Raw genomic sequence first — 23,664 nt, forward strand, 5'->3', positions numbered from 1 at the left:
ACTCCGTCAAGCGGTTACTTCGCGCCGAAGGTGAGGGTCAGCTGCGGCTTGGCGTCCACGGCCGTGGACTCCGAGGACCAGATCCACAGCGGGTTGGTCCCCGTGCTCGTCAGGCCCAGGCTGTAGCTGCTGCCCAGCACCGCGGAGAGCGCGGTGGTGTCCAGCGGAGTGCTCTGGACCGCCGAACCGTCCGGTACTCCCGCGAAGGAGCCGAGCGGGGTGGTGCCCAGGGTGGGCTTGCTGTTGAAGGTCGTGCCCGCACCGCTCCACGTACCGGTGACCGGGACCACGGAGACGGTGTCGGTGGTGCCGGCACTCGCCACGGTCGTGGTCTTGACCTGGAGGGACGCGGACTTCAGCACCTGGCCGGCCGGGGCGGCCGGGATGTCGAAGCGCAGGTACGTCTCGTAGGCCGAGGTGCCGCGGACGGCCAGCGAGGCGGACGCGCCGTAGGCGGTGCTGGGGGCGCCCTGGTTGATGTAGGTGTCCTCGGTCGCGGTGACCTTGGAGACCGTGTCCGTGGCGGCCTTGGCCAGGTTGTAGTGGTTCTTGACCTGGGCCTCGGTCAGCACCTTCGGGTAGACGGCCGTCTCGTCGATCTGGCCGGCGAAGAAGTTGCTGGTCGGCCGGGAGGGCCAGCCGGCGAGGTTGTCGCCGCCGACGTGCCAGTAGCCCTCGATCGCCTGGGAGCCGGTGACGTTCAGGGTGCCCTTGGACTGACCGTCCACGTACAGCGCCATGCCGGCGGGACCCTGGGTCGCGACGACGTGGTGCCACTTGTTGTCGTTGTACGTGTCCAGCAGGCCGGTGGAGACGGTCTTCGTCGAGCCCGGGTTGACCCCGAAGAAGATCCGGCCGGTGTTGGTCATGTAGAGGTGCTTGTCGTACAGGTTGCTGTTGCGGTCCTGGTTGGTGCCGAAGCCGAGCAGCTTGCCGCCGCGCGTGCTGTTCGTCTTGAACCAGGTCTCCAGCGTGTAGCTGCTGCCGACGGTCTGGCGGTGGTCGCTGTACACCTGCTGGCTGGTGCCGTTGAAGCCCATGGCCGTGCTGGCTCCGGTGACCGCACCGGGGGTCTGGCGCAGCGCCGGGGCGTTGAGCTGGATGCCGCTGGTGTTGCCGGAGACCGAGGAGTCGGCCACGTACGGGCTGACGACGTCGTCGTAGCGCCAGTACAGGTTGGCGCCGTCCTCGCGGACCTGGTTGGGGTACGCGCTGACGGTGGCCGGGACCGAGACCGAGACGGTGGCCGACAGGGCGCTGGTGTTGCCCGCCGCGTCGGTGGCGGTGACCCGGTAGCTGTAGGACACGCCGGCCTTGACCGTGGCGTCCGTCCAGGAGGCCTGCCGGCGCAGCCACTCCAGGGAGTTCGCGCTGACGGTGGCGATCGGGGTCGCGGAGCCGTTGCGGTAGATGCGGTAGGTCAGCTTGTTGTCGTCCGCGTCGTAGCTGGCGCGCCAGCGGACCTGGACCTCGCCGGGCTTGACGCTGGAGACGCTCGCGACGGGGGTGGTCGGGGCGCCGACGTCGCCGGTGGAGGCGAAGCGGGTCAGGGCCTGCTGGGCCTTGCCGTTGATGAGGGTGAACTCACCGCCGACCCACATGTACTTGGTGGCGCCCGTCTCCGCGATGGCCATCACGCGCGGGCCGATGCCCTCGCCGAGGCCGTCGTTGGCGGTGGGGTGCCAGCCGAGCTTGCCCGGGCTGCGCACGAATCCGCCCACGGGCGCGGGGGCCTGGCCGCTGGCCCAGTCGGTGTTCTGCGCCAGCAGGAAGTGGCGCTTGCCGTCCGGGAACTCGCCCTCGGAGGTGCAGTTGTGCGCGTGCGAGGAGCTGTAGAGGACTCCGTCGTACGGCAGCACGAACTGGGTCGCGCCCAGGCACTGGTCGCGCCACTTCTCGTTGAAGTCGGTGGCGAGGGCGACGCGGCCGTCGAAGCCGCCGGTGCCCTCGGCGCCGGTGTAGTAGCCCGTGGCGTCGGCCGTGATGGACTTGATGACCGACATCGAGGGGATGGTGCCGTAGGTCTTGGTGACGGCTCCGGTGGTGGCGTTCACGACGGCGAGCGCGTGGCTCTGGGATCCGTTGACGGTGAAGAAGTCACCGCCCAGCAGGATGTTCTTGCCGTCGTTGCTGAGCTGGAGCGCGCGGCCGGGCTCGTCGGCGTTGGCGACGAAGGGCTTGAGCGCACCGGAGGTGGCGTCGACCGCGGCGAACCGCTGGCGGGCCGAGCCCTCGACGGTGCTGAAGTCTCCTGCCGCGTACAGGGTGCTGTCGGAGGCGACGAGCGCGCGCACGGTGGCGGGGAACTTCGGGTGGAACGAGGCCTTGGGGGTGCAGGTCGCGATGTCGATGGCGGCGACGCTGTTGACCGGTGTTCCGTTGACGGCGGCGAAGTAGCCGCCCGCGTACAGGGTCTTCTTGTCCTTCGAGACGGTGAGGGCGCGCACGGTCGCGCTGCCGTCGCCGATGGTGAAGGAGAGCTTGCAGGAGGTGGGGGCACCGGTCGCCGCGTCGAGCGCGACGAAGTTCACGGCTTCCTGCTCCGCGCCGGCGCCGCCGGTGGGCGGGCGGACGGCGGAGAAGGTGCCGCCGGCGAAGACGGTGCCGTTGGCCTCGGCCATCGCCCAGACGATCCCGTTGGGCTGCCACGTCGGCAGGTTGTCGGCGGTGAAGGCCACCGGCTGCGTGATGGCCGACGCCTCGGGTATCAGCACCAGGCCTATCGCGGTGCCGGCGCCGGCCAGTGACAGGGCGAGGGCAGCAGTCAGCCCTCTGGATCTACGCATGAGCCCCCCAGGGCAATTGCCCGGCTTGAATGGCTGGTTCGGCATCTTTCGGAACAGCCATATGTACTTGGCGCAGACTAGGGCTCAGCGAAGGGCCTGGTCACCACGCTTGACCCATTGCATACCAACTTGGAATCAACGGGTCCGGTCGCGGATGGAGCACTACGGACATACGGCGGATTTGCCCCGGCCAGGCCCGCCGTTGGCTGCGCGCATGACCGGGACAGGGCAAATCGTAGGCGAAATATAAGGCCTCAGCGGTCGATGCGGACGCTGGCCCCCGCCAGTTGGTCCTCGACCTGCCGGATGTCGGAATCCACCATGATCCTGGCCAGCTCGGCCACCAGGACCGTCGGCTTCCAGCCGAGCAGCTCGTGGGCCTTGGACGCGTCGCCGATCAGGGCGTCGACCTCGCTGGGGCGCTCGTACTTGGGGTCGTAGCGCACGTGCTCGTTCCAGTCGAGACCGGCGTGCGTGAAGGAGGCCTCGACGAACTCGCGGACGGTGGCGGCGACCCCGGTGGCCACGACGTAGTCGGTGGGCTCGTCCTGCTGGAGCATCCGCCACATGGCGTCCACGTACTCGGGGGCGTAGCCCCAGTCGCGGACGGCGTCGAGGTTGCCGAGGTAGAGCTTCTCCTGGAGGCCCGCCTTGATCCGGGCGACGGCGCGGGTGATCTTGCGGGTCACGAAGGTCTCGCCGCGGCGCGGGGACTCGTGGTTGAAGAGGATCCCGTTGACGGCGAACATTCCGTACGCCTCGCGGTAGTTCACGGTCGTCCAGTACGCGAACACCTTCGCGGCGCCGTACGGGCTGCGCGGGTGGAACGGGGTGGCCTCGTTCTGCGGGGGCGGGGTGGCGCCGAACATCTCCGAGGAGGAGGCCTGGTAGATGCGGGTGTCCACGCCGCTGGCCCGGATCGCCTCCAGCAGGCGCAGGGCGCCGAGGCCGGTCACGTCGCCGGTGTAGAGCGGGGCGTCGAAGGAGACGCGGACGTGCGACTGGGCGCCGAGGTTGTAGACCTCGTCGGGGCGTATCTCGCGGAGCAGGTTCACCAGGGCGACGCCGTCGGAGAGGTCGGCGTGATGCAGGACGAGGGAACGGTTCGCCGTCTGCGGGTCCTGGTAGATGTGGTCGATCCGCTCCGTGTTGAAGCTGGAGGACCGCCGCACGAGCCCGTGCACCGTGTAGCCCTTGGAGAGCAGGAGCTCTGCGAGGTACGAGCCGTCCTGCCCGGTGACGCCGGTGATCAGCGCGGTCTTGCCCATAGGGTCCCCCTGGGGATCGTTGCGGTGCGGTCGGGGCTGCGCCCCGGGTACGGATCGGGGTTGCACCCCGGGTCGGGGCTGCGCCCCGGGTACTGGTCGTGGCCGTGCCCCGGGTACTGGTCGTGGCCGTGCCCGGGAGTGCTGGTAGGGGCCGGGCCCCTGGTCCGCGGGTCGGGGCTGCGCCCCGGATGCTGCGGGGTTCCGCCCCCAGGGGGCTGGAGACGGGTACCAGACCGGTACCGTACACGCTCCGTCCGGACCCCCTCCCACCGGATCGGACCCCCGGCGGGCCGGCCCGGGGCCGGCATCTCCGGCGGGCGGTCCGGGCCCGGCCTCCCCCGTGAAACCGCGGCCGGCGGACTGGCATCATCGGCGGTATGACAAGTTCGCCGTTCCTGCCCCCGAACGCCCGCGTCTTCGTCGCCGGCCACCGCGGCCTCGTCGGGTCCGCGGTCGTCCGCCGGCTCACCGCCGACGGGTACGAGGTGCTCACCCGCGGCCGCGCCGACCTCGATCTGCGCGATGCCGCCGCGACCGGGGCGTACCTGCGGGACGTCCGGCCCGACGCCGTCGTCCTGGCCGCCGCCAAGGTCGGCGGGATCATGGCCAACAGCACGTTCCCGGTGCAGTTCCTGGAGGACAACCTCAAGATCCAGCTGAGCGTCGTCGCCGGGGCGCACGCGGCGGAGGTCGGCCGGCTGCTGTTCCTCGGCTCCTCCTGCATCTACCCCAAGCTGGCCCCGCAGCCCATCAGCGAGGACGCCCTGCTGACCGGCCCGCTGGAGCCGACGAACGAGGCGTACGCCCTGGCGAAGATCGCCGGCATCGTCCAGGTCCAGTCGTACCGCAAGCAGTACGGGGCCTCGTACATCTCGGCCATGCCCACGAACCTCTACGGCCCGGGCGACAACTTCGACCTGGAGACCTCGCACGTCCTGCCCGCCCTCATCCGGCGCTTCCACGAGGCCGCCGCCGAGGGGCGCGAGGAGGTCACGCTGTGGGGATCGGGCACGCCCCGCCGGGAGTTCCTGCACGTGGACGACCTGGCCGCGGCGTGCGCCGTACTGCTGCGCGAGTACGACGGCGCCGAGCCGGTGAACATCGGCTGTGGCGAGGACCTGACCATCAAGGCCCTCGCGGAGACCGTCGCCGAGGTGACCGGCTTCCGCGGCAGGCTCGCCTGGGACACCTCGAAGCCCGACGGGACGCCCCGCAAGCTGCTGGACGTGACCCGGCTGCGCGGGCTCGGCTGGAAGCCCGCGGTCCCGCTGCGCGAGGGCATCGCCGCCACGTACGCCTGGTGGCGCGAGCAGAGCAACGGGCAGGACGGCGCACGGAGCAACGGGCGGGACGGCGGGCAGAGCTGATCCCAAGGCGGGATCCCCGGTGCCTCAGTACGCTCCGCGACCGTCGACCACGGCGCGGAGCGTGCGGCCCATGACGTCGACGTCACTGGTGAACGACCAGTTGTCCACGTACTGCAGGTCGAGCTGGATCGTCTCGTCCCACGAGAGGTCGGACCGCCCGCTGATCTGCCACAGCCCGGTCATCCCGGGCCGCACCGCGAGCCGGCGCAGTTCGACCTCGTCGTACTCGGCCACCTCTTCCGGCAGCGGCGGGCGCGGGCCGACCAGCGACATGTTGCCCGCCACCACATTGATCAGCTGGGGCAGTTCGTCCATGGAGGTACGGCGCAGCAACCGGCCCACGCGGGTCACCCGGGGGTCGCGCCGCATCTTGAACATCAGGCCGTCGTTCTCGTTCGCCCCGGACAGCTCGGCCTTCCGCGCGTCGGCGTCCACGACCATCGTGCGGAACTTCCACATGACGAAGGGGACCCCGTCTCGGCCTATGCGCCGCTGCCGGTAGAAGGCCGGCCCGCGCGAGCCGCAGCGGATCGCCAGGACCATGGCGAGGAAGGCCGGCGACAGCAGGACCAGTCCGAGCGCCGCGCCCGCCCGGTCCAGTACGGACTTCAGCAGGGGCTGCATGCCGCGGCTCACCGGCGGCGCCACCCGCAGGATGGCCAGGCCGCCCGCGGACAGGGTCTCCAGCCGCTTGACGGAGACCTCCACCAGCCCGGGGAAGACCGCCAGTTCGAGTCCGGCGTCGTGCAGGGCCCAGGAGATCCGCCGCAGCCGCTCCCCCGCGAGCCGGGCACCGGGTGCGACGAGCACCAGGTCGGCGCGGTGGGCGGCGACGGCATCGAGCACGGCGGCGGAGTCCCCGTTCGGGGACTGCGCCATCGCGGAGCCGAGGCGCGCGGCCACGGGCACCCCGCTGTCCAGTCCGCCGGGACCCACCGGGACCACGCCGACCACCACGTAGGGGTGGTCGGTGCGCGCGGCGAGGTGTCCGATGACGGACTCGGCGGCGTCGGGCTCGCCGACGACCAGGACCCGGCTCACCGCCTGGGCTTCGCGCCGGGCGGCGGAGAGGTGTCGGTAGGTCAGCTTGTGGCAGGCGATGGTGACGAGCAGGGCGGGTACGAGGGCGCCGAGCGCGGACAGCCGGGGGGTGTTCTCGCCCGTGACCACGCGGGCCACGGCGAGTACGCCGATCAGAATCAGCCAGTCGTGCAGGACCGGCAGGACTCCTCGGGATTCGCCGAGCGCGCGGCCCGCGTAGCGCCGGCGCATCAGCTGCACGCCGGTCCAGGCGAGGGCCGTGCCGAGGGCGCAGAACAGCGGCCGTGCCTGCTGGGCGGCCTCGAAGACCAGGCCGACGGGGACTCCCGCGCCGATCAGGTCCGCGGCGACCGCGGCGGGCAGGTACCAACGGGCCTTGTCGCGAAGGCCCCTGGCCGGCGTGGCCGACGCCCTGGCCGAGCCGGCCACTCTTTGCACAGGTATATGGACATGCCTCATGAGGCCCCCCTGGCACGTGGTCTATGACGGTGGCGCGAGTCCGCGGCTTCCCCAAACCGTGGACGTCAGGCGCACCGGGAAACAGTACGACAAACGCCAGTACGGTAAATGCCGTTTCGGGGAACCTGACATCTTGTTGCCCAAGCGTTAGCGGCCGACCGTCCGCATTCCGACCGCGGGACAGACCCCTTTCTCATCCCAAAGTGAATGTTCCGCATACCGGATACGTCTCTTCGGACAACGAACGATTTCCGGCCAACATTTTGACGCGGCCCTGACATCACGGCGCCCAAGTGGCACTCTTCGACCGTTCTTCGCACCAGCCCGATCTGCCCGGAGGCCCACCCAGCCATCCGGAACCCCCCTTGCAGAAGGAGTCTGCGTTGAGTCCCACCCCCCAGCGGCGTGCCACCACGGCCGGCGCGCTTGTTGCCGCGGCCGCTCTCCTCGCCGTAGGCATCCAGACCGGATCCGCCAACGCCGACGCCACCGCGTCGCAGGCTGTTTCGGTCGCCCAGGTCAACCCCGGCGCGGAGAACCGCGCACTCAGCGCTTCGGAGCGTGCGACGCTCCTGGCCGAGGCCAACTCCACCACTGTGCAGGCGGCCAAGGCCCTCGGCCTCGGCGGCACGGAGAAGCTCGTCGTCCGCGACGTGGTCAAGGACGCGGACGGCACCACGCACACCACGTACGAGCGCACCTACGACGGCATACCGGTGCTCGGCGGTGACCTGACCGTCCACGCCAAGGGCGGCGTCACCAAGAGCGTCACCAAGGCCACCAACGCCGAGATCAAGGTCGCGGACACCAACGCCACCGTCACCCCGGCCTCGGCCGAGGGCCAGGCGGTCTCCTCCGCCAACGCCGAGGGCTCCAAGGACGCGAAGGCCTCCAAGGCCGCGCGCAAGGTGATCTGGGCCGCCTCCGGCGTCCCGGTCCTCGCCTTCGAGACCGTCGTCGGCGGCATCCAGCACGACGGCACCCCGAGCGAACTGCACGTGGTCACCAACGCCAAGACCGGCGCGAAGATCACCCAGTGGCAGGCCATCGAGACCGGCGTCGGCAACACGATGTACTCCGGCCAGGTCACGCTGGGCACCTCGGCTTCGGGCAGCAACTTCACGCTGACCGACGCCGGGCGCGGCAACCACAAGACCTACGACCTCAACGGGGGCTCGGGCAGCGGCACGGGCACCCTCTTCACGGGCCCGGACGACACCTGGGGCAACGGTCTCCCCTCGAACCGGGAGACCGCCGGCGCCGACGCGCACTACGGCGCCCAGCTCACGTGGGACTACTACAAGAACGTGCACGGCCGCAACGGCCTGCGCAACGACGGCGTGGCCCCGTACACCCGGGTCCACTACGGCAACGCGTACGTCAACGCGTTCTGGAGCGACTCCTGCTTCTGCATGACCTACGGCGACGGCACAAACAACGCCAAGCCGCTGACGTCCATCGACGTGGCCGCGCACGAGATGACCCACGGTCTGACCTCGGTCACCGGCAACATGACCTACTCCGGTGAGTCCGGCGGCCTCAACGAGGCGACCTCCGACATCATGGCGGCGGCCGTCGAGTTCAACGCCAACAACGCCAACGACGTCGGCGACTACCTGGTCGGCGAGAAGATCGACATCCGCGGCAACGGCACCCCGCTGCGCTACATGGACAAGCCGAGCAAGGACGGCTCGTCCAAGGACGCGTGGTACTCGGGCATCGGCTCCATCGACGTCCACTACTCCTCGGGCCCGGCCAACCACTGGTACTACCTGGCCTCCGAGGGCTCCGGCGCCAAGGTCGTCAACGGGGTGAGCTACGACTCGCCGACCTCCGACGGGCTCCCGGTCACCGCGATCGGCCGCGACGCCGCCTCGAAGATCTGGTTCCGCGCGCTGACGGTCGGCTACTTCAAGTCGACCACCAACTACGCCGACGCCCGCGTCCAGACGCTGAAGGCCGCCGCCGACCTCTACGGTGCGGGCTCGGTCACGTACAACAACGCCGCCAACGCCTGGGCCGCCATCAACGTCGGTGCCCGCATTCCCGTCGGCGTCTCGGTCACCAACCCCGGTAGCCAGAACACCGTCACGGGCAGCGCCGTCAGCCTCCAGATCCAGGCCAGCAGCAGCAACGCCGGCGCCCTGAGCTACGCGGCTTCCGGTCTCCCGACCGGTCTGTCGATCAACTCCTCGACCGGCCTGATCACCGGGACCGCCTCCACCGCCGGTACGTACAACACGACGGTCACGGTGACGGACTCGGCGAACCAGACCGGTACGGCGTCCTTCGCCTGGACCGTCGGCACCTCGCAGCAGACGGTGTTCGAGAACACCACCGACTACGCGATCGCCGACAACGCGACGGTCGAGTCCCCGCTCACCGTGAACCGCACGGGCAACGCCCCGAGCACCCTCAAGGTGGACCTCAACATCCTCCACACGTACATCGGTGACCTGAAGGTCGACCTCGTCGCCCCCGACGGCACCCTGTACAACCTGCACAACCGGACCGGTGGCAGCGCGGACAACATCATCAAGTCCGTCACGGTCAACGCCTCCTCCGAGGTCGCCCAGGGCGTGTGGAAGCTCCGGGTCAACGACAACGCGAACCTCGACACCGGAAAGATCGACAGCTGGAAGCTCACCTTCTGACCCCCACCGGGGCCGTCCGTGAACCAGAGCTGAACCGCTAGACCACGGGGCCGCCCGGGAGAAGACCTCCCCGGGCGGCCCTGTTCCATTGGGCCCCGGCCGGCGGGGTCCACGTACCCCCAGGGCCGGGACCTTCGGCGCCCGTCGTCCGGCCGGGCCGGCGTCATAGTGGAAATCAGCGAACCTACGGAACCGTAGGTTCGGGTGATTCCGAGGACGTGACCCATGCCGCAGACCCCCACGAACGCCCCCGCCGCGCAGCACCCCTGGCTGATCCAGGGCGGCATGGGCGTCGGCGTCTCCGGCTGGCGGCTGGCCAGGGCCGTATCCGGCGAAGGCCAGCTGGGCGTGGTCTCCGGCACGGCCCTGGACGTCGTACTGGCCCGCGTGCTGCAGACCGGCGACCCCGGCGGCCACGCCCGCCGGGCACTGGCGGCCTTCCCGCTGCCGGAGCTCGCCCAGTCCGCCCTCGACCTCTACTTCCGCGAGGAAGGCCTCGCGGACGGCGTCGCGATGCGCACCACCCCGCGGCTGCGGGCGACGGGCGGATCGCAGGCCGAGATCCTCACCGTCCTCGGCAACTTCGTCGAGGTCTGGCTCGCCAAGGAGGGACATGACGGTGTCGTCGGCATCAACTACCTGGAGAAGATCCAGCTCGCCACAGCCCCCGCAATGTTCGGCGCGATCCTGGCAGGCGTCGACTACGTGCTCGTGGGTGCGGGAGTCCCCGGTCAGATCCCTGCCCTCGCCTCGAGACTGGCGCGCTACGAACGCTGCGTGACCAACATCCACGTGGAGGCGGGGCCCCACGGGGACGAGCCCCTGGAGCACCTCTTCGACCCCGCAGCCCTGCTCGCCGGGCACCTGCCCGGCCCGCTGCGCCGCCCCCACGTGCTGGCCATCGTCTCGCTCCCGGTGCTGGCCACCTACCTGGCCCGGGACGAGATCACCCGCCCCGACGGCTTCGTGATCGAGACCAGCCAGGCCGGCGGGCACAGCGCCCCGCCGCGCGGGCCGATGAAGCTCGACGAGGACGGTGAGCCGGTCTACGGCCCGCGCGACAGCCCCGACCTCGCCAAGATGGCGGCGCTCGGGCTGCCGTTCTGGCTCGCGGGCGGCCAGGCCAGCCCCGAGGCCGTGGCCGGGGCGCTCGCGGAGGGCGCGGCCGGGGTCCAGATCGGCAGCGCGTTCGCCCTGTGCGAGGAGTCGGGGATGGCCCGCCACCTGCGCGAGGAGCTGCTGGACCAGGCCCACGCCGGCACCCTCTCGGTCCGCAACGACCCCGAGGCCTCCCCGACGTCGTTCCCGTTCAAGGTGGCGGACCTGCCGGGGACGGTCTCCGAGCCGGAGGTCTCCGAAGCCCGGCGCCGGGTCTGCGACCTCGGCTTCCTGCGCACTCCCGTACGCGGTCCGCGCGGTGTGGTCTACCGGTGCGCGGCCGAGCCGGTCGCCGCGTACGTCCGCAAGGGCGGCCAGGCGTCCGACACCAAGGGCCGCCAGTGCCTGTGCAACGGCCTGCTGGCCACGATCGGACTGGCCCAGCGCCGGCCGCACGGCCGGGTGGAACCCCCGCTGGTGACGATCGGCAAGGACCTGTCGTTCCTCCCGCGGCTCGCCCCGAACGCCGAGCCCTACACGGCCGCGGACGTGGTGCACTGGCTCGCGGCGGGCGCGGACCGGACCGCCGGCCGCTGAGGCCCCGAGGCGGATGAAGGGCCCGGCTCCCCTGGGGGAGCCGGGCCCTTCACGGGTCCGCGGGGTCAGCCGATGGAGCCGAAGACCGAGTCGAGGATGGCCGAGGTCTCGTCGGCCGGTGCGGCGGCGGCGCGCCCGCCGATGCTGCGGTCCTCGTCGTCGCGCCAGTCGTCACGGCCGTCGTCGTCGTGCCGTCCGTCGTGGCGGCCGTGGTGGTCGTCGTCGGTCGGCTTGAAGAACACCGAGCGGACCGCCAGGTCGTCCGCCCGCTCGCCCGGCTCCAGCGTCTCCACGGCATGGCCGCCGCAGGAGCGGTCCTCGAACAGCACCGCCAGCGATTCCGTGTCGTTGCGCACCTGGAAGGCCGGGTGGTTCCGTGAAGCGTTCGTCAGCTGGTAGCAGGTGTCGTTGTCGGCGGGCTCGATCCGGCCGTGCCGCGTGTCACCGTTGTCGCTGTACCGGTAGTGCAGCGTGCCGAGGTTCTCGCGATCGTCGTGGTCGTTGGCGTACGACAGCCCGGCGGTCGGCAGGACCAGCGCGAGGGCGCCTAGGAGTGCGGTGGCGGTGGTGCGAAGACGCATGGGGGGAGTCCGTTTCTCGGGTTCCTCGGGTTCCTCGGATGCCTGGTGCGGTGGGCATCCGCGGGCAGCGTAGGAGCGGGCGCCCACGAAGAAACGATTCGGCACGGCAGCACGTTCGAAGGTTCACCCTCACGGTCCCCTCCGGAACCGAACGCGCGAACGCCCCGGATCCGGGCTGGATTCGGGGCGTACGGACCACTCAGACGGCGGCGCTTCCGGCCGCCCGGTCCACCGCGTCCGAGGTCCGACCGGGCACCGGGGCCGGAGCCCCGGCGGGAGCGGGAGCGGCACCAGCGGCAGCGGGAGCAGCCGTGGCGGCCGGCCGGCGGACCAGCACGAACAGGACCAGCGCCCCCGCCAGACCCATCGCCCCCGAGACCCAGAAGGTGTCGCGCAGCCCGCTCGCGAAGGCCGCCTCCACCCAGGAGCCCCCCCGGAACGGTGTCCAGCAGCCGCGCCGCCCCGCCGCCGGCCAGGGCCGGGGAGATCAGCCCGACGCCCACGCCGGTGACGGCCAGGCCCGGCGCCGCGCGGAGCGGCTGCGGGAGGAGTGCACGCTGTACGTGGAGACAGTGCCGGGGACCCTTGGCTTCGAGGCGGAGACCGCCCTGATGGATCGGCGCGGTGGACGGGGTGGGGCAGGTGGAGGTGATCCCGGCCCTGCGCAGCGTCAAGCGGGCCGGGATGCTGGTGGAGGACGGGCGGCTGGTGGATCCGCCGCCCGCCCCCTGAACGGGCCGGGGCCGTCAGCCGAACGGCCGGAGCCGTCGGCCGAAGGGCCGGGGCCGTCAGCGCAGCACCACGCCGCCTCCCGCGTCGGTGTCGGCGCCCGTGGCCGGGCCCGCGACCAGGCCCAGTTCGGCCGGGGTCGCCAGCAGCGGGTGCGCCGGCAGGATCCGTACGGTGTAGCCGAAGGGCCCCGTACGGTCGAGGGCGAGCGGGCCCTCGTACAGCCAGCGGCCCTCCAGGTCGGGTCCGCCGGCGGGCTTGAGCGGGAAGGCCCGCCCGCTCTGGATCACGTCCTGCGCGTCGACCCGGCCCGCGACGGCCTGGACCTCCACGTCCTCGGGGGCGAGGGCGTCGAGGGAGACCTGCACGCGCAGGGTGAGGGTGGCCCCGAGTTCGGCGGTGCCGCCGACCGGGCCCGCCGTCAGGGCTTCCACGTGCTCGACGGTGAGCTGCGGCCAGGCCGCGCGGACCCGCCCCTTCCACCAGGCGAGGTCCCGGGCCGCGTCCGGGGTCAGGGCGCGGTGGGAGAGCGCGGCCGGAGCGTAGAGCCGCTCCACGTACTCCCGCACCATGCGCCCCGCGAGCACCTTGGGTCCCAGCGAGACGAGGGTGCGCCGGACCATCTCGATCCACCGCACCGGGAGTCCGGCCTGTCCGGCACGGTCGTAGAACCGGGGGGCGACCCGGCCCTCGATCAGGTCGTAGAGGGCGTTCGCCTCCAGGTCGTCGCGGCGGTCCTCGTCCGCGCCGAGTCCGTCGGCGGTCGGGATGGCCCAGCCGAAGTCCGGCTCGAACCATTCGTCCCACCATCCGTCCAGGACGGACAGGTTGAGGCAGCCGTTGAGGGCCGCCTTCATCCCGCTGGTGCCGCAGGCCTCCAGCGGGCGCAGCGGGTTGTTGAGCCAGACGTCGCAGCCCGGGTAGAGCTTCTGGGCCATGGCCATGCCGTAGTCGGGCAGGAACACGATCCGGTGGCGCACGCGGGGGTCGTCCGCGAACCTCACCAGCTCCTGGACCAGCCGCTTCCCGCCGTCGTCGGCCGGGTGCGCCTTGCCCGCGACCACGATCTGCACGGGCCGGTCCGGGTCCAGCAGCAGGCGGCGCAGCCGGTCGGGGTCGCGCAGCATCAGCGTGAGCCGCTTGTAGGACGGCACCCGTCGGGCGAACCCGATGGTCAGCACGTCCGGGTCGAGCACGGAGTCCACCCAGCCCAGTTCGGCGGCGGCGGCCCCGCGCTGGCGCCAGGAGGCGCGCAGGCGGTCCCGTACCTCTTGGACGAGCTGTTCCCTGAGTACCCGGCGCAGGTCCCAGACGTCCTGGTCGGGGATGTCGGCGACGGCGTCCCAGCGCTGCGAGCCGCCGACGGAGAGCGCGTCCTCGGTGCGGCCAGCGCCGATCTGCTTCGCGCCGAGCCTCACCACTTCGGGCGCCACCCAGGTCGGGGCGTGCACGCCGTTGGTCACCGAGGTGATGGGCACGTCGACGGGGTCGAATCCCGGCCACAGGCCGGCGAACATCTCGCGGCTGACGGCGCCGTGCAGGGTGGAGACCCCGTTGGCCCGCTGGGCGAGCCGCAGGCCCATCACCGCCATGTTGAACACCCCGGGGTCGCCGCCGGGGTACGTCTCGGCGCCGAGGGCCAGGATCCGGTCGACGGGTACGCCGGCCAGTTCGCCGCCGTCGCCGAAGTGGCGGGCGACCAGGGCCCGGTCGAAGCGGTCGATGCCGGCGGGGACGGGGGTGTGCGTGGTGAACACGGTGCCGGCCCGGACGGCTTCGACGGCGGCGTCGAAGCCGAGTCCCTGCGCTCCCTCCAGTTCCCTTATGCGCTCGAGTCCCAGGAACCCGGCGTGGCCCTCGTTGGTGTGGAAGACCTCGGGGTCGGGATGCCCGGTGATCCGGCAGTAGGCGCGCACCGCCCGGACCCCGCCGATGCCGAGGAGCATCTCCTGGAGCAGCCGGTGGTCGCTGCCGCCGCCGTAGAGCCGGTCGGTCACCTCGCGGGCGACGGCGTCGTTGTCCTCGACGTCGGAATCGAGGAGCAGCAGCGGCACCCGGCCGACGCGAGCCTGCCACACGTGTGCGTGCAGGGCCCGGCCGCCGGGGAGGCTCAGGGACACCCGCGCGGGGGTCCCGTCCTCCTCGCGCACCAGCGCGAGGGGCAGTTCGTTGGGGTCGAGCACCGGATAGTGCTCCTGCTGCCAGCCGTCCCGGGAGAGGGACTGGCGGAAGTAGCCGTGCCGGTAGAGCAGTCCGACGCCGATGAGGGGGACGCCGAGGTCGCTGGCGGCCTTGAGGTGGTCCCCGGCGAGGATGCCGAGTCCGCCGGAGTACTGGGGCAGGGCGGCGGTGATCCCGAACTCGGGTGAGAAGTAGGCGATGCCGGCGGGCAGCTCGGCCGCGGCCTCGTGGCTCTGGTACCACCTCCCGCCGTGGACGTAGTCATCGAGGTCGGCGGCGGCGACGGCGAGCCGGCGCAGGAACCGCCGGTCCCCGGCGAGCTCGGCGATCCGCGCGGCGGACACGGCGCCGAGCAGCCGGACGGGATCCCCGCCGGCGGCTTGCCAGCCCTCGGGATCGACGGATTGGAAGAGTTCACGGGTCTCGGCGTGCCAGGACCAGCGCAGGTTGCGCGCGAGGTCGGCGAGCGGCGAGAGGGTCTCGGGGAGGACGGGGCGCACGGTGAATCGACGGATAGCCTTCACGCGTTCCACCTTCGCAGGGGATTACGGATCGGAGCGGCCGCACCACGCTGTGCACCGCGAGCGTCACCCTCGGAAGGCTAGCGCCCTCCCTCCTCCCGGACCATGCCGCCTCCAGCGCGCCTCCACCGGGTGCCCGCGGGCCGGTGGACATCCGGTAGTCCTCTCCGAGTTGACGGAGCATGGGCGGGTGTCGGGCCGGGGAGACCGGGCAGGCGTTCCACTACGTACGAGTAGTTAACCGAGCACCCGGGTTGGGCCGGGCTGGAGTGGGAAGGGCTCCCCGGGTACGCGCACGGCGCACCTCCCCCCGACCTCTCCCGCCACCCGAGTGAACGCGGACAGGAGCGGCCATGCCCGCAGCCCAGCCGTCTTCCGAGCGGCTAGAAACAGAGCGAACAGAGCGTGCACTACCAGCTGCCTTGCCGGCTGGCCTGTTGTCACCGAGCCCTGCGAACTGCCCCCAGGTGATCCCATCATGATCGGTCGCATTCCCGTGCTGGACGTCCGCCCCGCCGTCGACTGCGGCGTCAGACCCGCCAAGGCGGTCGTGGACGAGGTCTTCGAGATTTCCGCCACCGTGTTCCGCGAGGGACACGACGCCGTGGCGGCCCATGTCGTGCTCCGAGATCCGAGCGGGCGGCTGCGGCCACCCGTGCCCCTGTCCGAGCTCGCTCCCGGCACCGACCGGTGGGGGGCCCGGGTGTCCGCCGAGGTCGAGGGGAGGTGGACTTACACCGTCGAGGCGTGGAGCGACCCGGTGGGCACCTGGCGGGCCCACGCGGCGGTGAAGATCCCGGCCGGGATCGACACCGGGCTCACCCTCCTGGAAGGCGCCGAGCTCTACGAGCGGGCCGCAGCGAGGATTCCCAAGCGGGACGGCCGCGAGCACGTGCTGGCCGCGGCGGACGTGATGCGCGACGAGGACCGGCCCGTCGCCGAGCGGTACGCGGCCGCCCTCGGCCCGCGGATCGACGCGCTGCTGGCGAAGCGCCCGCTCCGGGAGCTGGTGACGGCCTCCAAGCCGCTGCCGCTGCTGATCGAGCGCAAGCGGGCCCTCTTCGGTTCCTGGTACGAGATGTTCCCCCGGTCGGAGGGGGCGGTGCTGGAGCCCGGCGAGGCTCCGGTCAGCGGGACCTTCCGGACCGCCGCCGAGCGGCTTCCCGCCGTCGCCGCGATGGGCTTCGACGTGGTGTACCTGCCGCCGATCCACCCGATCGGGAGCACGTACCGCAAGGGTCCGAACAACACGCTTTCCGCGGGGAGTTGGGATCCGGGCGTGCCCTGGGCCATCGGCTCCACCGAGGGGGGCCACGACGCGGTCCACCCCGAGCTCGGGACCCTGGAGGACTTCGACGCCTTCGTCGCGAAGGCCCGCGAGCTGCGCATCGAGGTGGCGCTCGACTTCGCCCTGCAGTGCTCCCCGGACCACCCGTGGGTGGAGAAGCACCCGGAGTGGTTCCGGCACCGCGCCGACGGGACGATCGCGTACGCGGAGAACCCGCCGAAGAAGTACCAGGACATCGTCCCGATCCACTTCGACGCCGACATGGCCGGCATCGTCGGGGAGACGGTGCGGATCCTGCGGCACTGGATGGAGCACGGCGTCCGCATCTTCCGGGTCGACAACCCGCACACCAAGCCGGTGGTCTTCTGGCAGAAGGTGATCGCGGACATCAACAAGTCCGACCCCGACGTGATCTTCCTCGCCGAGGCCTTCACCCGCCCCGCGATGATGCGGACGCTGGCCGCCGTCGGCTTCCAGCAGTCCTACACGTACTTCACCTGGCGCAACACCAAGGCCGAGCTGACCGCGTACCTGACCGAGCTCGCGGACACCCGCTCCGCCTCCGTCATGCGGCCGAATTTCTTCGTCAACACCCCCGACATCCTGCACGCCTACCTTCAGCACGGCGGCCGCCCCGCCTTCGAGGTCCGCGCGGTCCTCGCCGCCACGCTCTCCCCCACCTGGGGGGTCTACGCCGGTTACGAGCTCTGCGAGAACACCCCGGTCAAGGAGGGCAGCGAGGAGTACCTGAACTCCGAGAAGTACGAGCTGCGCCCGCGCGACTGGGCCGCCGCCGACCGCGAGGGCCGCACCATCGCCCCGCTGATCACCTCCCTGAACCGGCTGCGCCGGCGCAACCCGGCGCTCCAGCAGTTGCGCGACATCCATTTCCACCCGACCGACAACGAACAGGTGATCGCCTATTCGAAGCACGCGGGGAGCAATTCCGTACTGGTGGTCGTCAACCTCGATCCGCACCACACCCAGGAGGCGACGGTCTCGTTGGACATGCCGGTACTCGGCCTCGACTGGCACGGGTCCCTCGCGGTGCGCGACGAGCTCACCGGCGAGACCTATCACTGGGGCAGGGCCAACTACGTGCGCCTGGAACCGGGCCGCACGCCCGCGCACGTACTGGCGGCCCTGCGACCGTCCCCGCCCACCGGAGGGTCACCCATCTCATGATGATCAACGATCCCGTCCCCGACACCTTCGAGGACACCCCCGCCAAGGACCGCGATCCCGACTGGTTCAAGCGGGCGGTCTTCTACGAGGTCCTCGTACGGTCCTTCCACGACAGCAACGGCGACGGCGTGGGTGACCTCAAGGGGCTCACCGCCAAGCTGGACTACCTCCAGTGGCTCGGCGTCGACTGCCTGTGGCTGCCGCCGTTCTTCGCCTCTCCCCTGCGCGACGGGGGCTACGACGTCGCCGACTACACCTCCGTGCTGCCCGAGTTCGGCGACCTCGCCGACTTCGTGGAGTTCGTGGACGCGGCGCACACCCGCGGCATGCGGGTGATCATCGACTTCGTGATGAACCACACGAGCGATCAGCACGAGTGGTTCCAGCAGTCCCGCAAGGACCCGGACGGGCCCTACGGCGACTACTACATGTGGGCCGACAACGACAAGCAGTTCCAGGACGCCCGCATCATCTTCGTCGACACCGAGACGTCGAACTGGACGTACGACCCGGTCCGCAAGCAGTACTACTGGCACCGGTTCTTCTCCCACCAGCCGGACCTCAACTACGAGAACCCGGCCGTCGTCGAGGAGATCGTCTCCGCGCTGCGCTTCTGGCTCGACCTCGGGATCGACGGCTTCCGCCTCGACGCCGTGCCCTACCTGTACGCCGAGGAGGGCACCAACTGCGAGAACCTGCCGCGCACCCACGCCCTCCTCAAGGCGGTCCGCGCCGAGATCGACGCGCACTACCCGGACACCGTGCTGCTCGCCGAGGCGAACCAGTGGCCCGAGGACGTCGTCGACTACTTCGGGGACTTCGAGAAGGGCGGGGACGAGTGCCACATGGCCTTCCACTTCCCCGTCATGCCGCGCATCTTCATGGCGGTCCGAAGAGAGTCCCGCTACCCGGTCTCCGAAATCCTGGCGAAGACCCCGGCGATCCCGGACCGCTGCCAGTGGGGCATCTTCCTGCGCAACCACGACGAGCTCACGCTCGAAATGGTCACGGACGAAGAGCGCGACTACATGTACGCCGAGTACGCCAAGGACCCGCGGATGCGGGCCAACATCGGCATCCGGCGCCGGCTCGCCCCCCTGCTGGACAACGACCGCAACCAGATGGAGCTGTTCACCGCCCTGCTGCTATCGCTGCCCGGTTCTCCGGTGCTGTACTACGGCGACGAGATCGGCATGGGCGACAACATCTGGCTCGGCGACCGCGACGGCGTGCGCACGCCGATGCAGTGGACCCCGGACCGCAACGCCGGTTTCTCCTCGTGCGATCCGGGCAGGCTGAACCTGCCGGTCATCATGGACCCGGTCCACGGGTACCAGGTGACCAATGTCGAAGCGGCGATGGCCTCACCGTCTTCGCTGCTGCACTGGACCCGCCGGATGATCGAGGTCCGCAAGGCCAACCCGGCCTTCGGACTGGGCTCGTACACCGAACTGCCCTCGTCCAACCCGGCGGTGCTCGCCTTCCTCCGTGAGTACGGGGACGACCTGGTGCTGTGCGTGCACAACTTCTCGCGCTTCGCGCAGCCCACCGAGCTGGACCTGCGGTCGTTCAACGGGCGGGTCCCGGTGGAACTCACCGGCGACGTCCGCTTCCCGCCGATCGGCGAATGGCCGTACCTGCTGACCCTGGCGGGCCACGGCTTCTACTGGTTCCGCCTGCGCTCGGAGTGAAGTCCCGCTCGCAGTGACGACGCACGAGGGCGGGCGAATGGGTCAATCGCCCGCCCCTGTACGGACCTTTCTGACCCGACACTCGCTCACACCGGAGCAGCACACACCGCGATCCGGGACACTCTGCGCATTCTTTGACGGCCCGGGGAAAGGACGCGACGCCATGTCGGAGGCTGCATCCGCCCGGGATCGGCTCACCGCCGACCGGGCCGCCGGGCTCGGGCTCGGACTCGGTCTGGGACCGCTGGAGCCGATGCTGCGGGCCTGGCTGCCCGCCCAGCGCTGGTTCGCGGGCAAGGGCCGCACCATCGGACGGCTCAGGACCATCTCAGCGGCCGAACTACTGCCGCCCGGATCCGCCGCCGGACTGCTGCACCTGCTGCTGGACGTGGACGGGGACTGCTACCAGCTCCTGCTCGGCATCCGTCCGAGCCCGCTGCCGCCCGCCCTCGCGCCCGCGCTGATCGGCCGCGCCGAGCAGGGCCCGTACGCCGGCCTGGCGGTCTACGAGGGACTGGGCGATCCACGGCTCGCCTCGCTGCTGCTGGAGCGGCTGCGCTCCCCCGGCACCCTCGGACCGCTCCGCTTCGACCGGGATCCGGCCGCCGTGATCCCCGAGGCGCCCACCCCCCGGCCGCTGTCCGGGGAGCAGACCAACTCCTCGCTGATCTACGGGGATTCGTACATCCTGAAGATCTTCAGACGGGTCGGCCCCGGGGTCAATCCCGACCTGGAGCTGCCCCGGGCCCTGGCCGCCGCCGGCTGCGCCCGGGTGCCCGCGCCGGTCGCCTGGTACGAGGCCGAGCTGCCCGGCTCCGAACCGCTGACCCTGGGCGTGCTCCAGCCGTACCTGCGCGGCTCCGACGACGGCTGGCAGCTCGCGCTGCACCGGCTGCGCACCGGAGCCGACTTCACCGCCGAGGCGCACGCGCTCGGCCGGGCCACCGCCGAAGTGCACAGCGCGCTGGCCGGGGCCCTGCCCACCGTCGCCCTGGGCCCGGAGCAGACGGCCCGGCTGGCCGCCGGCATGACGGCCCGGCTCGCCGCCACCGCCCGCGAGGTACCGGCCCTGCGCCCCTACGAGGCGGGGCTGCGCGGCGCCTTCGACGCACTGGCCGCCTCCCGCGGGACCGGGGTGTCCGCCCAGCGCATCCACGGGGACCTGCACCTGGGCCAGACCCTGCGCACCACCGACGGCAGCTGGGCGCTGATCGACTTCGAGGGCGAGCCGGCCCGGCCGCTGGCCGACCGGCGCCGCCCCGAGCCGGCGGTCCGGGACATCGCCGGGATACTGCGCTCCTTCGACTACGCGGCCCGCTCTCACCGGCCGTTCGCCCCCGCCTGGGCGGACGACTGCCGGGCCGCCTTCTGCGAGGGCTACGCCCGCACGACCGGCCGGGACCCGCGCGAGGACCCCGTGCTCCTGCGCGCCTACGAGACCGACAAGGCGGTGTACGAGGCCCGCTACGAGTCCCGGCACCGCCCCGACTGGCTGCACGTGCCGATGGCGGCGATCCGGCGGCTCTCGGAGCCGCAGCGTCCGCCGTCGCACCGCACGCAGCTCCCCGCCCCAGGATCCCCCACCCTCCACCCGAAGCCCCCGAGGAGGCCGCTCGCGTGAGCGCCGCACGACAGCCGTCACCGACCGTCCGCGACGAAGCCAAGAGTGCCGTTGAAGTCCCCGGCACCTCCGTCGAAACGAGTGTGAAGAAGCCCCGGGCACCCAGGGCCCGGCGGGCGGCCCCGGCGCACGGGGTCCGGCCGGCGCCGGCGCTGGGCGCGGAGGAACGGGCCCGGCTGCTGGAGGGCCGTCACCACGATCCGCACGGGGTGCTCGGGGCCCGTGCCCAGCGGGGCGGGGTCTCCTTCCGGGTGCTGCGTCCGTACGCGAAGTCGGTCACCATCGTCGCCAAGGGGCTGCGGGCCGAGCTCCTCGACGAGGGCGACGGGCTGTTCTCCGGGCTGCTGCCGCTGGCCGGGGTGCCGGACTACCGGCTGCTGGTGACGTACGACAGCGACGAGGTGGAGGTCCACGACCCCTACCGGTTCCTGCCCGCGCTCGGCGAGCTCGACCTGCACCTGATCGGCGAGGGTCGGCACGAGGAGCTGTGGACGGCGCTCGGCGCGGAGCCGATGGAGCACCAGGGCGTGGCGGGCACCCGGTTCACGGTGTGGGCGCCGAACGCGCAGGGGGTGCGGGTCAGCGGGGACTTCTCGTACTGGGACTCGGTCGCCTACCCGATGCGCTCGCTCGGGGCGACCGGCGTGTGGGAGCTGTTCCTGCCCGGCGTCGGCGAGGGCGCCCTGTACAAGTACGACATCACCCGCCCGGACGGCTCGCACACCCTGCGCGCCGACCCGATGGCCAAGCACGCCGAGGTCCCGCCGGCCAACGCCTCGGTGGTGACGGCCTCCTCCTACGTCTGGCAGGACGCGGAGTGGATGGCCCGGCGCGGGGAGCGCCCGCCGCACCAGGCCCCCTTCTCCGTGTACGAGCTGCACCTGGCGTCCTGGCGGCCCGGGCTCTCGTACCGGCAGCTGGCCGAGCAGCTGCCCGCGTACGTGACGGAGCTCGGCTTCACGCACGTGGAGCTGATGCCGGTCGCCGAGCACCCCTTCGGCGGCTCCTGGGGCTACCAGGTCACCGGCTTCTACGCGCCGACCTCCCGGATGGGCACCCCGGACGACTTCCGCTTCCTGGTGGACGCGCTGCACCGGGCCGGGATCGGGGTGATCGTCGACTGGGTGCCGGCGCACTTCCCGCGCGACGACTGGGCCCTCGCCGAGTTCGACGGGCGGCCGCTGTACGAGCACCACGACCCGCAGCGGGCCGCGCACCCGGACTGGGGGACGCTGGAGTTCGACTACGGGCGCCGGGAGGTGCGGAACTTCCTGGTGGCCAACGCCGTGTACTGGTGCCAGGAGTTCCACGTGGACGGGCTGCGCGTGGACGCGGTGGCCTCGATGCTCTACCTCGACTACTCGCGCAAGGACGGCGAGTGGACGCCGAACGAGCACGGCGGGCGGGAGAACCTGGACGCGGTGGCGATGCTCCAGGAGATGAACGCGACCGTCTACCGGCGCTGCCCGGGCGTGGTGACGATCGCCGAGGAGTCCACGGCGTGGCCGGGCGTCACGCAGCCCACCGACACGGGCGGGCTCGGCTTCGGCCTGAAGTGGAACATGGGCTGGATGCACGACACCCTGCGCTACGCGTCGAAGGAGTCGGTGCACCGCAAGTACCACCACCACGACATGACCTTCGGGATGGTCTACGCGTTCAGCGAGAACTACGTGCTGCCGATCTCGCACGACGAGGTGGTGCACGGCAAGGGCTCGCTGGTGTCGAAGATGCCCGGCGACTGGTGGCAGCAGCGGGCCGCGCACCGGGCCTACCTGGGCTTCATGTGGGCCCACCCGGGCAAGCAGCTGCTCTTCATGGGGCAGGAGTTCGCGCAGGGCTCGGAGTGGTCCGAGACGTACGGTCCCGACTGGTGGCTGCTGGACTCCTCGTACGCGGCGGCCGGTGACCACCGGGGCGTACGCAGCCTCGTGGGCGACCTGAACCGCACCTACCGGGCGGCTCCGGCCCTGTGGGAGCGGGACACCGTGCCGGAGGGGTTCGCGTGGGTGGAGGCGGACGCGGCGGAGGACAACGTGTTCGCCTTCCTGCGGTTCGCGCAGGACGGCTCGCAGCTGCTGTGCGTCTCCAACTTCTCGCCGGTGGTCCGGCACGGGTACCGGATCGGGGTCCCGGAAGAGGTGCCGCTGTGGCGGGAGGTCCTCAACACCGACCAGCAGCTCTACGGCGGCAGCGGCGTCCACCACACCCAGCCGGTGCGCCCCGAGCCGGTCCCCGCCCAGGGCCGGGCGGCGAGCCTGCGCCTGACCCTCCCGCCCCTGGCGACGCTCTGGCTCAGCCCGCTGCCACGCCGCTAGCGCCTCGTCGCAAGGAGCGGGTTCGGAGGCCCTCGCCACCCCCGTGAGCGAGGGCCTCCGCCTCATGGAGCACGGAGGGGACGGGTGGCCGGTTCGGATCGGTCGGGTCATGTGAGGGGGATCACGCACGGGGCTATCGCTTCGGGCGGCCGGAAACGTACGCTAGGAAGTGGATCACGATTCGCCCCGATTACCGGACAGTCGCAGGGAAAACCGTCCAAAGCCCTTAACTCCATAGGACGTTCCTACGAGTTATGGGCTTGTTTGTTTGGTCTGTAG

13 protein-coding genes are annotated in these 23,664 nt (G+C 71.4%); 7 read left to right on the plus strand and 6 right to left on the minus strand.

Features of this window, described 5'->3' with window-relative positions; translation table 11 throughout:
* Positions 1 to 14: 14 nt before the first annotated feature.
* Together ACE1OC_RS13010 and gmd are read right to left on the minus strand one after the other, a co-directional pair.
* Entirely contained in the window at positions 15 to 2,786 is a 2,772-nt protein-coding gene (locus ACE1OC_RS13010; protein ID WP_407837148.1) for a DUF7594 domain-containing protein, read from the minus strand.
* A 254-nt stretch (positions 2,787 to 3,040) separates the two neighbouring features.
* A complete protein-coding gene (gene gmd, locus ACE1OC_RS13015; RefSeq protein ID WP_407837149.1) occupies positions 3,041 to 4,054 on the minus strand; it encodes a GDP-mannose 4,6-dehydratase in 1,014 nt (337 codons plus the stop codon).
* A 377-nt stretch (positions 4,055 to 4,431) separates the two neighbouring features.
* On the opposite strand from gmd, the gene ACE1OC_RS13020 reads away from it, so the two are divergent.
* A complete protein-coding gene (locus tag ACE1OC_RS13020) occupies positions 4,432 to 5,421 on the plus strand; it encodes a GDP-L-fucose synthase family protein (RefSeq protein ID WP_407837150.1) in 990 nt (329 codons plus the stop codon).
* A gap of 24 nt (positions 5,422 to 5,445) precedes the next feature.
* Here the strand turns inward: ACE1OC_RS13020 and ACE1OC_RS13025 are convergent, their stop codons facing one another.
* Positions 5,446 to 6,921 (minus strand): sugar transferase, encoded by a 1,476-nt coding sequence (locus ACE1OC_RS13025; RefSeq protein ID WP_407837151.1) that lies wholly within the window; start codon positions 6,919 to 6,921, stop codon positions 5,446 to 5,448.
* A gap of 383 nt (positions 6,922 to 7,304) precedes the next feature.
* Here ACE1OC_RS13025 and ACE1OC_RS13030 point away from each other — a divergent pair, with 383 nt between their 5' ends.
* Together ACE1OC_RS13030 and ACE1OC_RS13035 are read left to right on the plus strand one after the other, a co-directional pair.
* On the plus strand, positions 7,305 to 9,575 hold the full coding sequence (locus ACE1OC_RS13030) for a M4 family metallopeptidase (protein WP_407837152.1): 2,271 nt from the start codon (positions 7,305 to 7,307) through the stop codon (positions 9,573 to 9,575).
* Positions 9,576 to 9,800: 225 nt separating this feature from the next.
* Positions 9,801 to 11,270 carry a nitronate monooxygenase gene (locus ACE1OC_RS13035; protein ID WP_407837153.1) on the plus strand — a complete coding sequence of 490 codons (1,470 nt, stop codon included), beginning with the start codon at positions 9,801 to 9,803 and terminating at the stop codon, positions 11,268 to 11,270.
* Positions 11,271 to 11,335: 65 nt separating this feature from the next.
* Here the strand turns inward: ACE1OC_RS13035 and ACE1OC_RS13040 are convergent, their stop codons facing one another.
* The 3 genes from ACE1OC_RS13040 to glgP form a co-directional block, all read right to left on the minus strand.
* A complete protein-coding gene (locus tag ACE1OC_RS13040; RefSeq protein ID WP_407837154.1) occupies positions 11,336 to 11,851 on the minus strand; it encodes a hypothetical protein in 516 nt (171 codons plus the stop codon).
* A gap of 199 nt (positions 11,852 to 12,050) precedes the next feature.
* Positions 12,051 to 12,272, minus strand: a complete 222-nt coding sequence (locus ACE1OC_RS13045; protein WP_407837155.1) for a hypothetical protein — start codon at positions 12,270 to 12,272, stop codon at positions 12,051 to 12,053.
* Between the two features lie 367 nt (positions 12,273 to 12,639).
* Positions 12,640 to 15,285: an alpha-glucan family phosphorylase gene (gene glgP / locus ACE1OC_RS13050; RefSeq protein ID WP_407837156.1), complete on the minus strand. Its 2,646-nt coding sequence runs from the start codon at positions 15,283 to 15,285 to the stop codon at positions 12,640 to 12,642.
* A 475-nt stretch (positions 15,286 to 15,760) separates the two neighbouring features.
* Between glgP and ACE1OC_RS13055 the strand changes: the two genes are divergently transcribed.
* From ACE1OC_RS13055 to glgB, 4 genes are all read left to right on the plus strand, one after another.
* Entirely contained in the window at positions 15,761 to 17,755 is a 1,995-nt protein-coding gene (locus tag ACE1OC_RS13055; protein ID WP_407837157.1) for an alpha-1,4-glucan--maltose-1-phosphate maltosyltransferase, read from the plus strand.
* Complete coding sequence (gene treS / locus ACE1OC_RS13060) at positions 17,752 to 19,446, plus strand: maltose alpha-D-glucosyltransferase (protein WP_407837158.1); 1,695 nt, start codon at positions 17,752 to 17,754, stop codon at positions 19,444 to 19,446. Before ACE1OC_RS13055 ends, treS begins: the two co-directional genes overlap by 4 nt.
* 163 nt (positions 19,447 to 19,609) lie before the next feature.
* Positions 19,610 to 21,067, plus strand: a complete 1,458-nt coding sequence (locus ACE1OC_RS13065; protein WP_407837159.1) for a maltokinase N-terminal cap-like domain-containing protein — start codon at positions 19,610 to 19,612, stop codon at positions 21,065 to 21,067.
* A complete protein-coding gene (gene glgB, locus ACE1OC_RS13070) occupies positions 21,064 to 23,385 on the plus strand; it encodes a 1,4-alpha-glucan branching enzyme (RefSeq protein WP_407837160.1) in 2,322 nt (773 codons plus the stop codon). The genes ACE1OC_RS13065 and glgB overlap by 4 nt, the downstream gene beginning before the upstream one ends.
* The last annotated feature ends 279 nt before the right edge of the window (positions 23,386 to 23,664 follow it).

The organism is Streptomyces stoeckheimensis (assembly GCF_045822005.1).
GTDB lineage: Bacteria > Actinomycetota > Actinomycetes > Streptomycetales > Streptomycetaceae > Streptomyces > Streptomyces stoeckheimensis.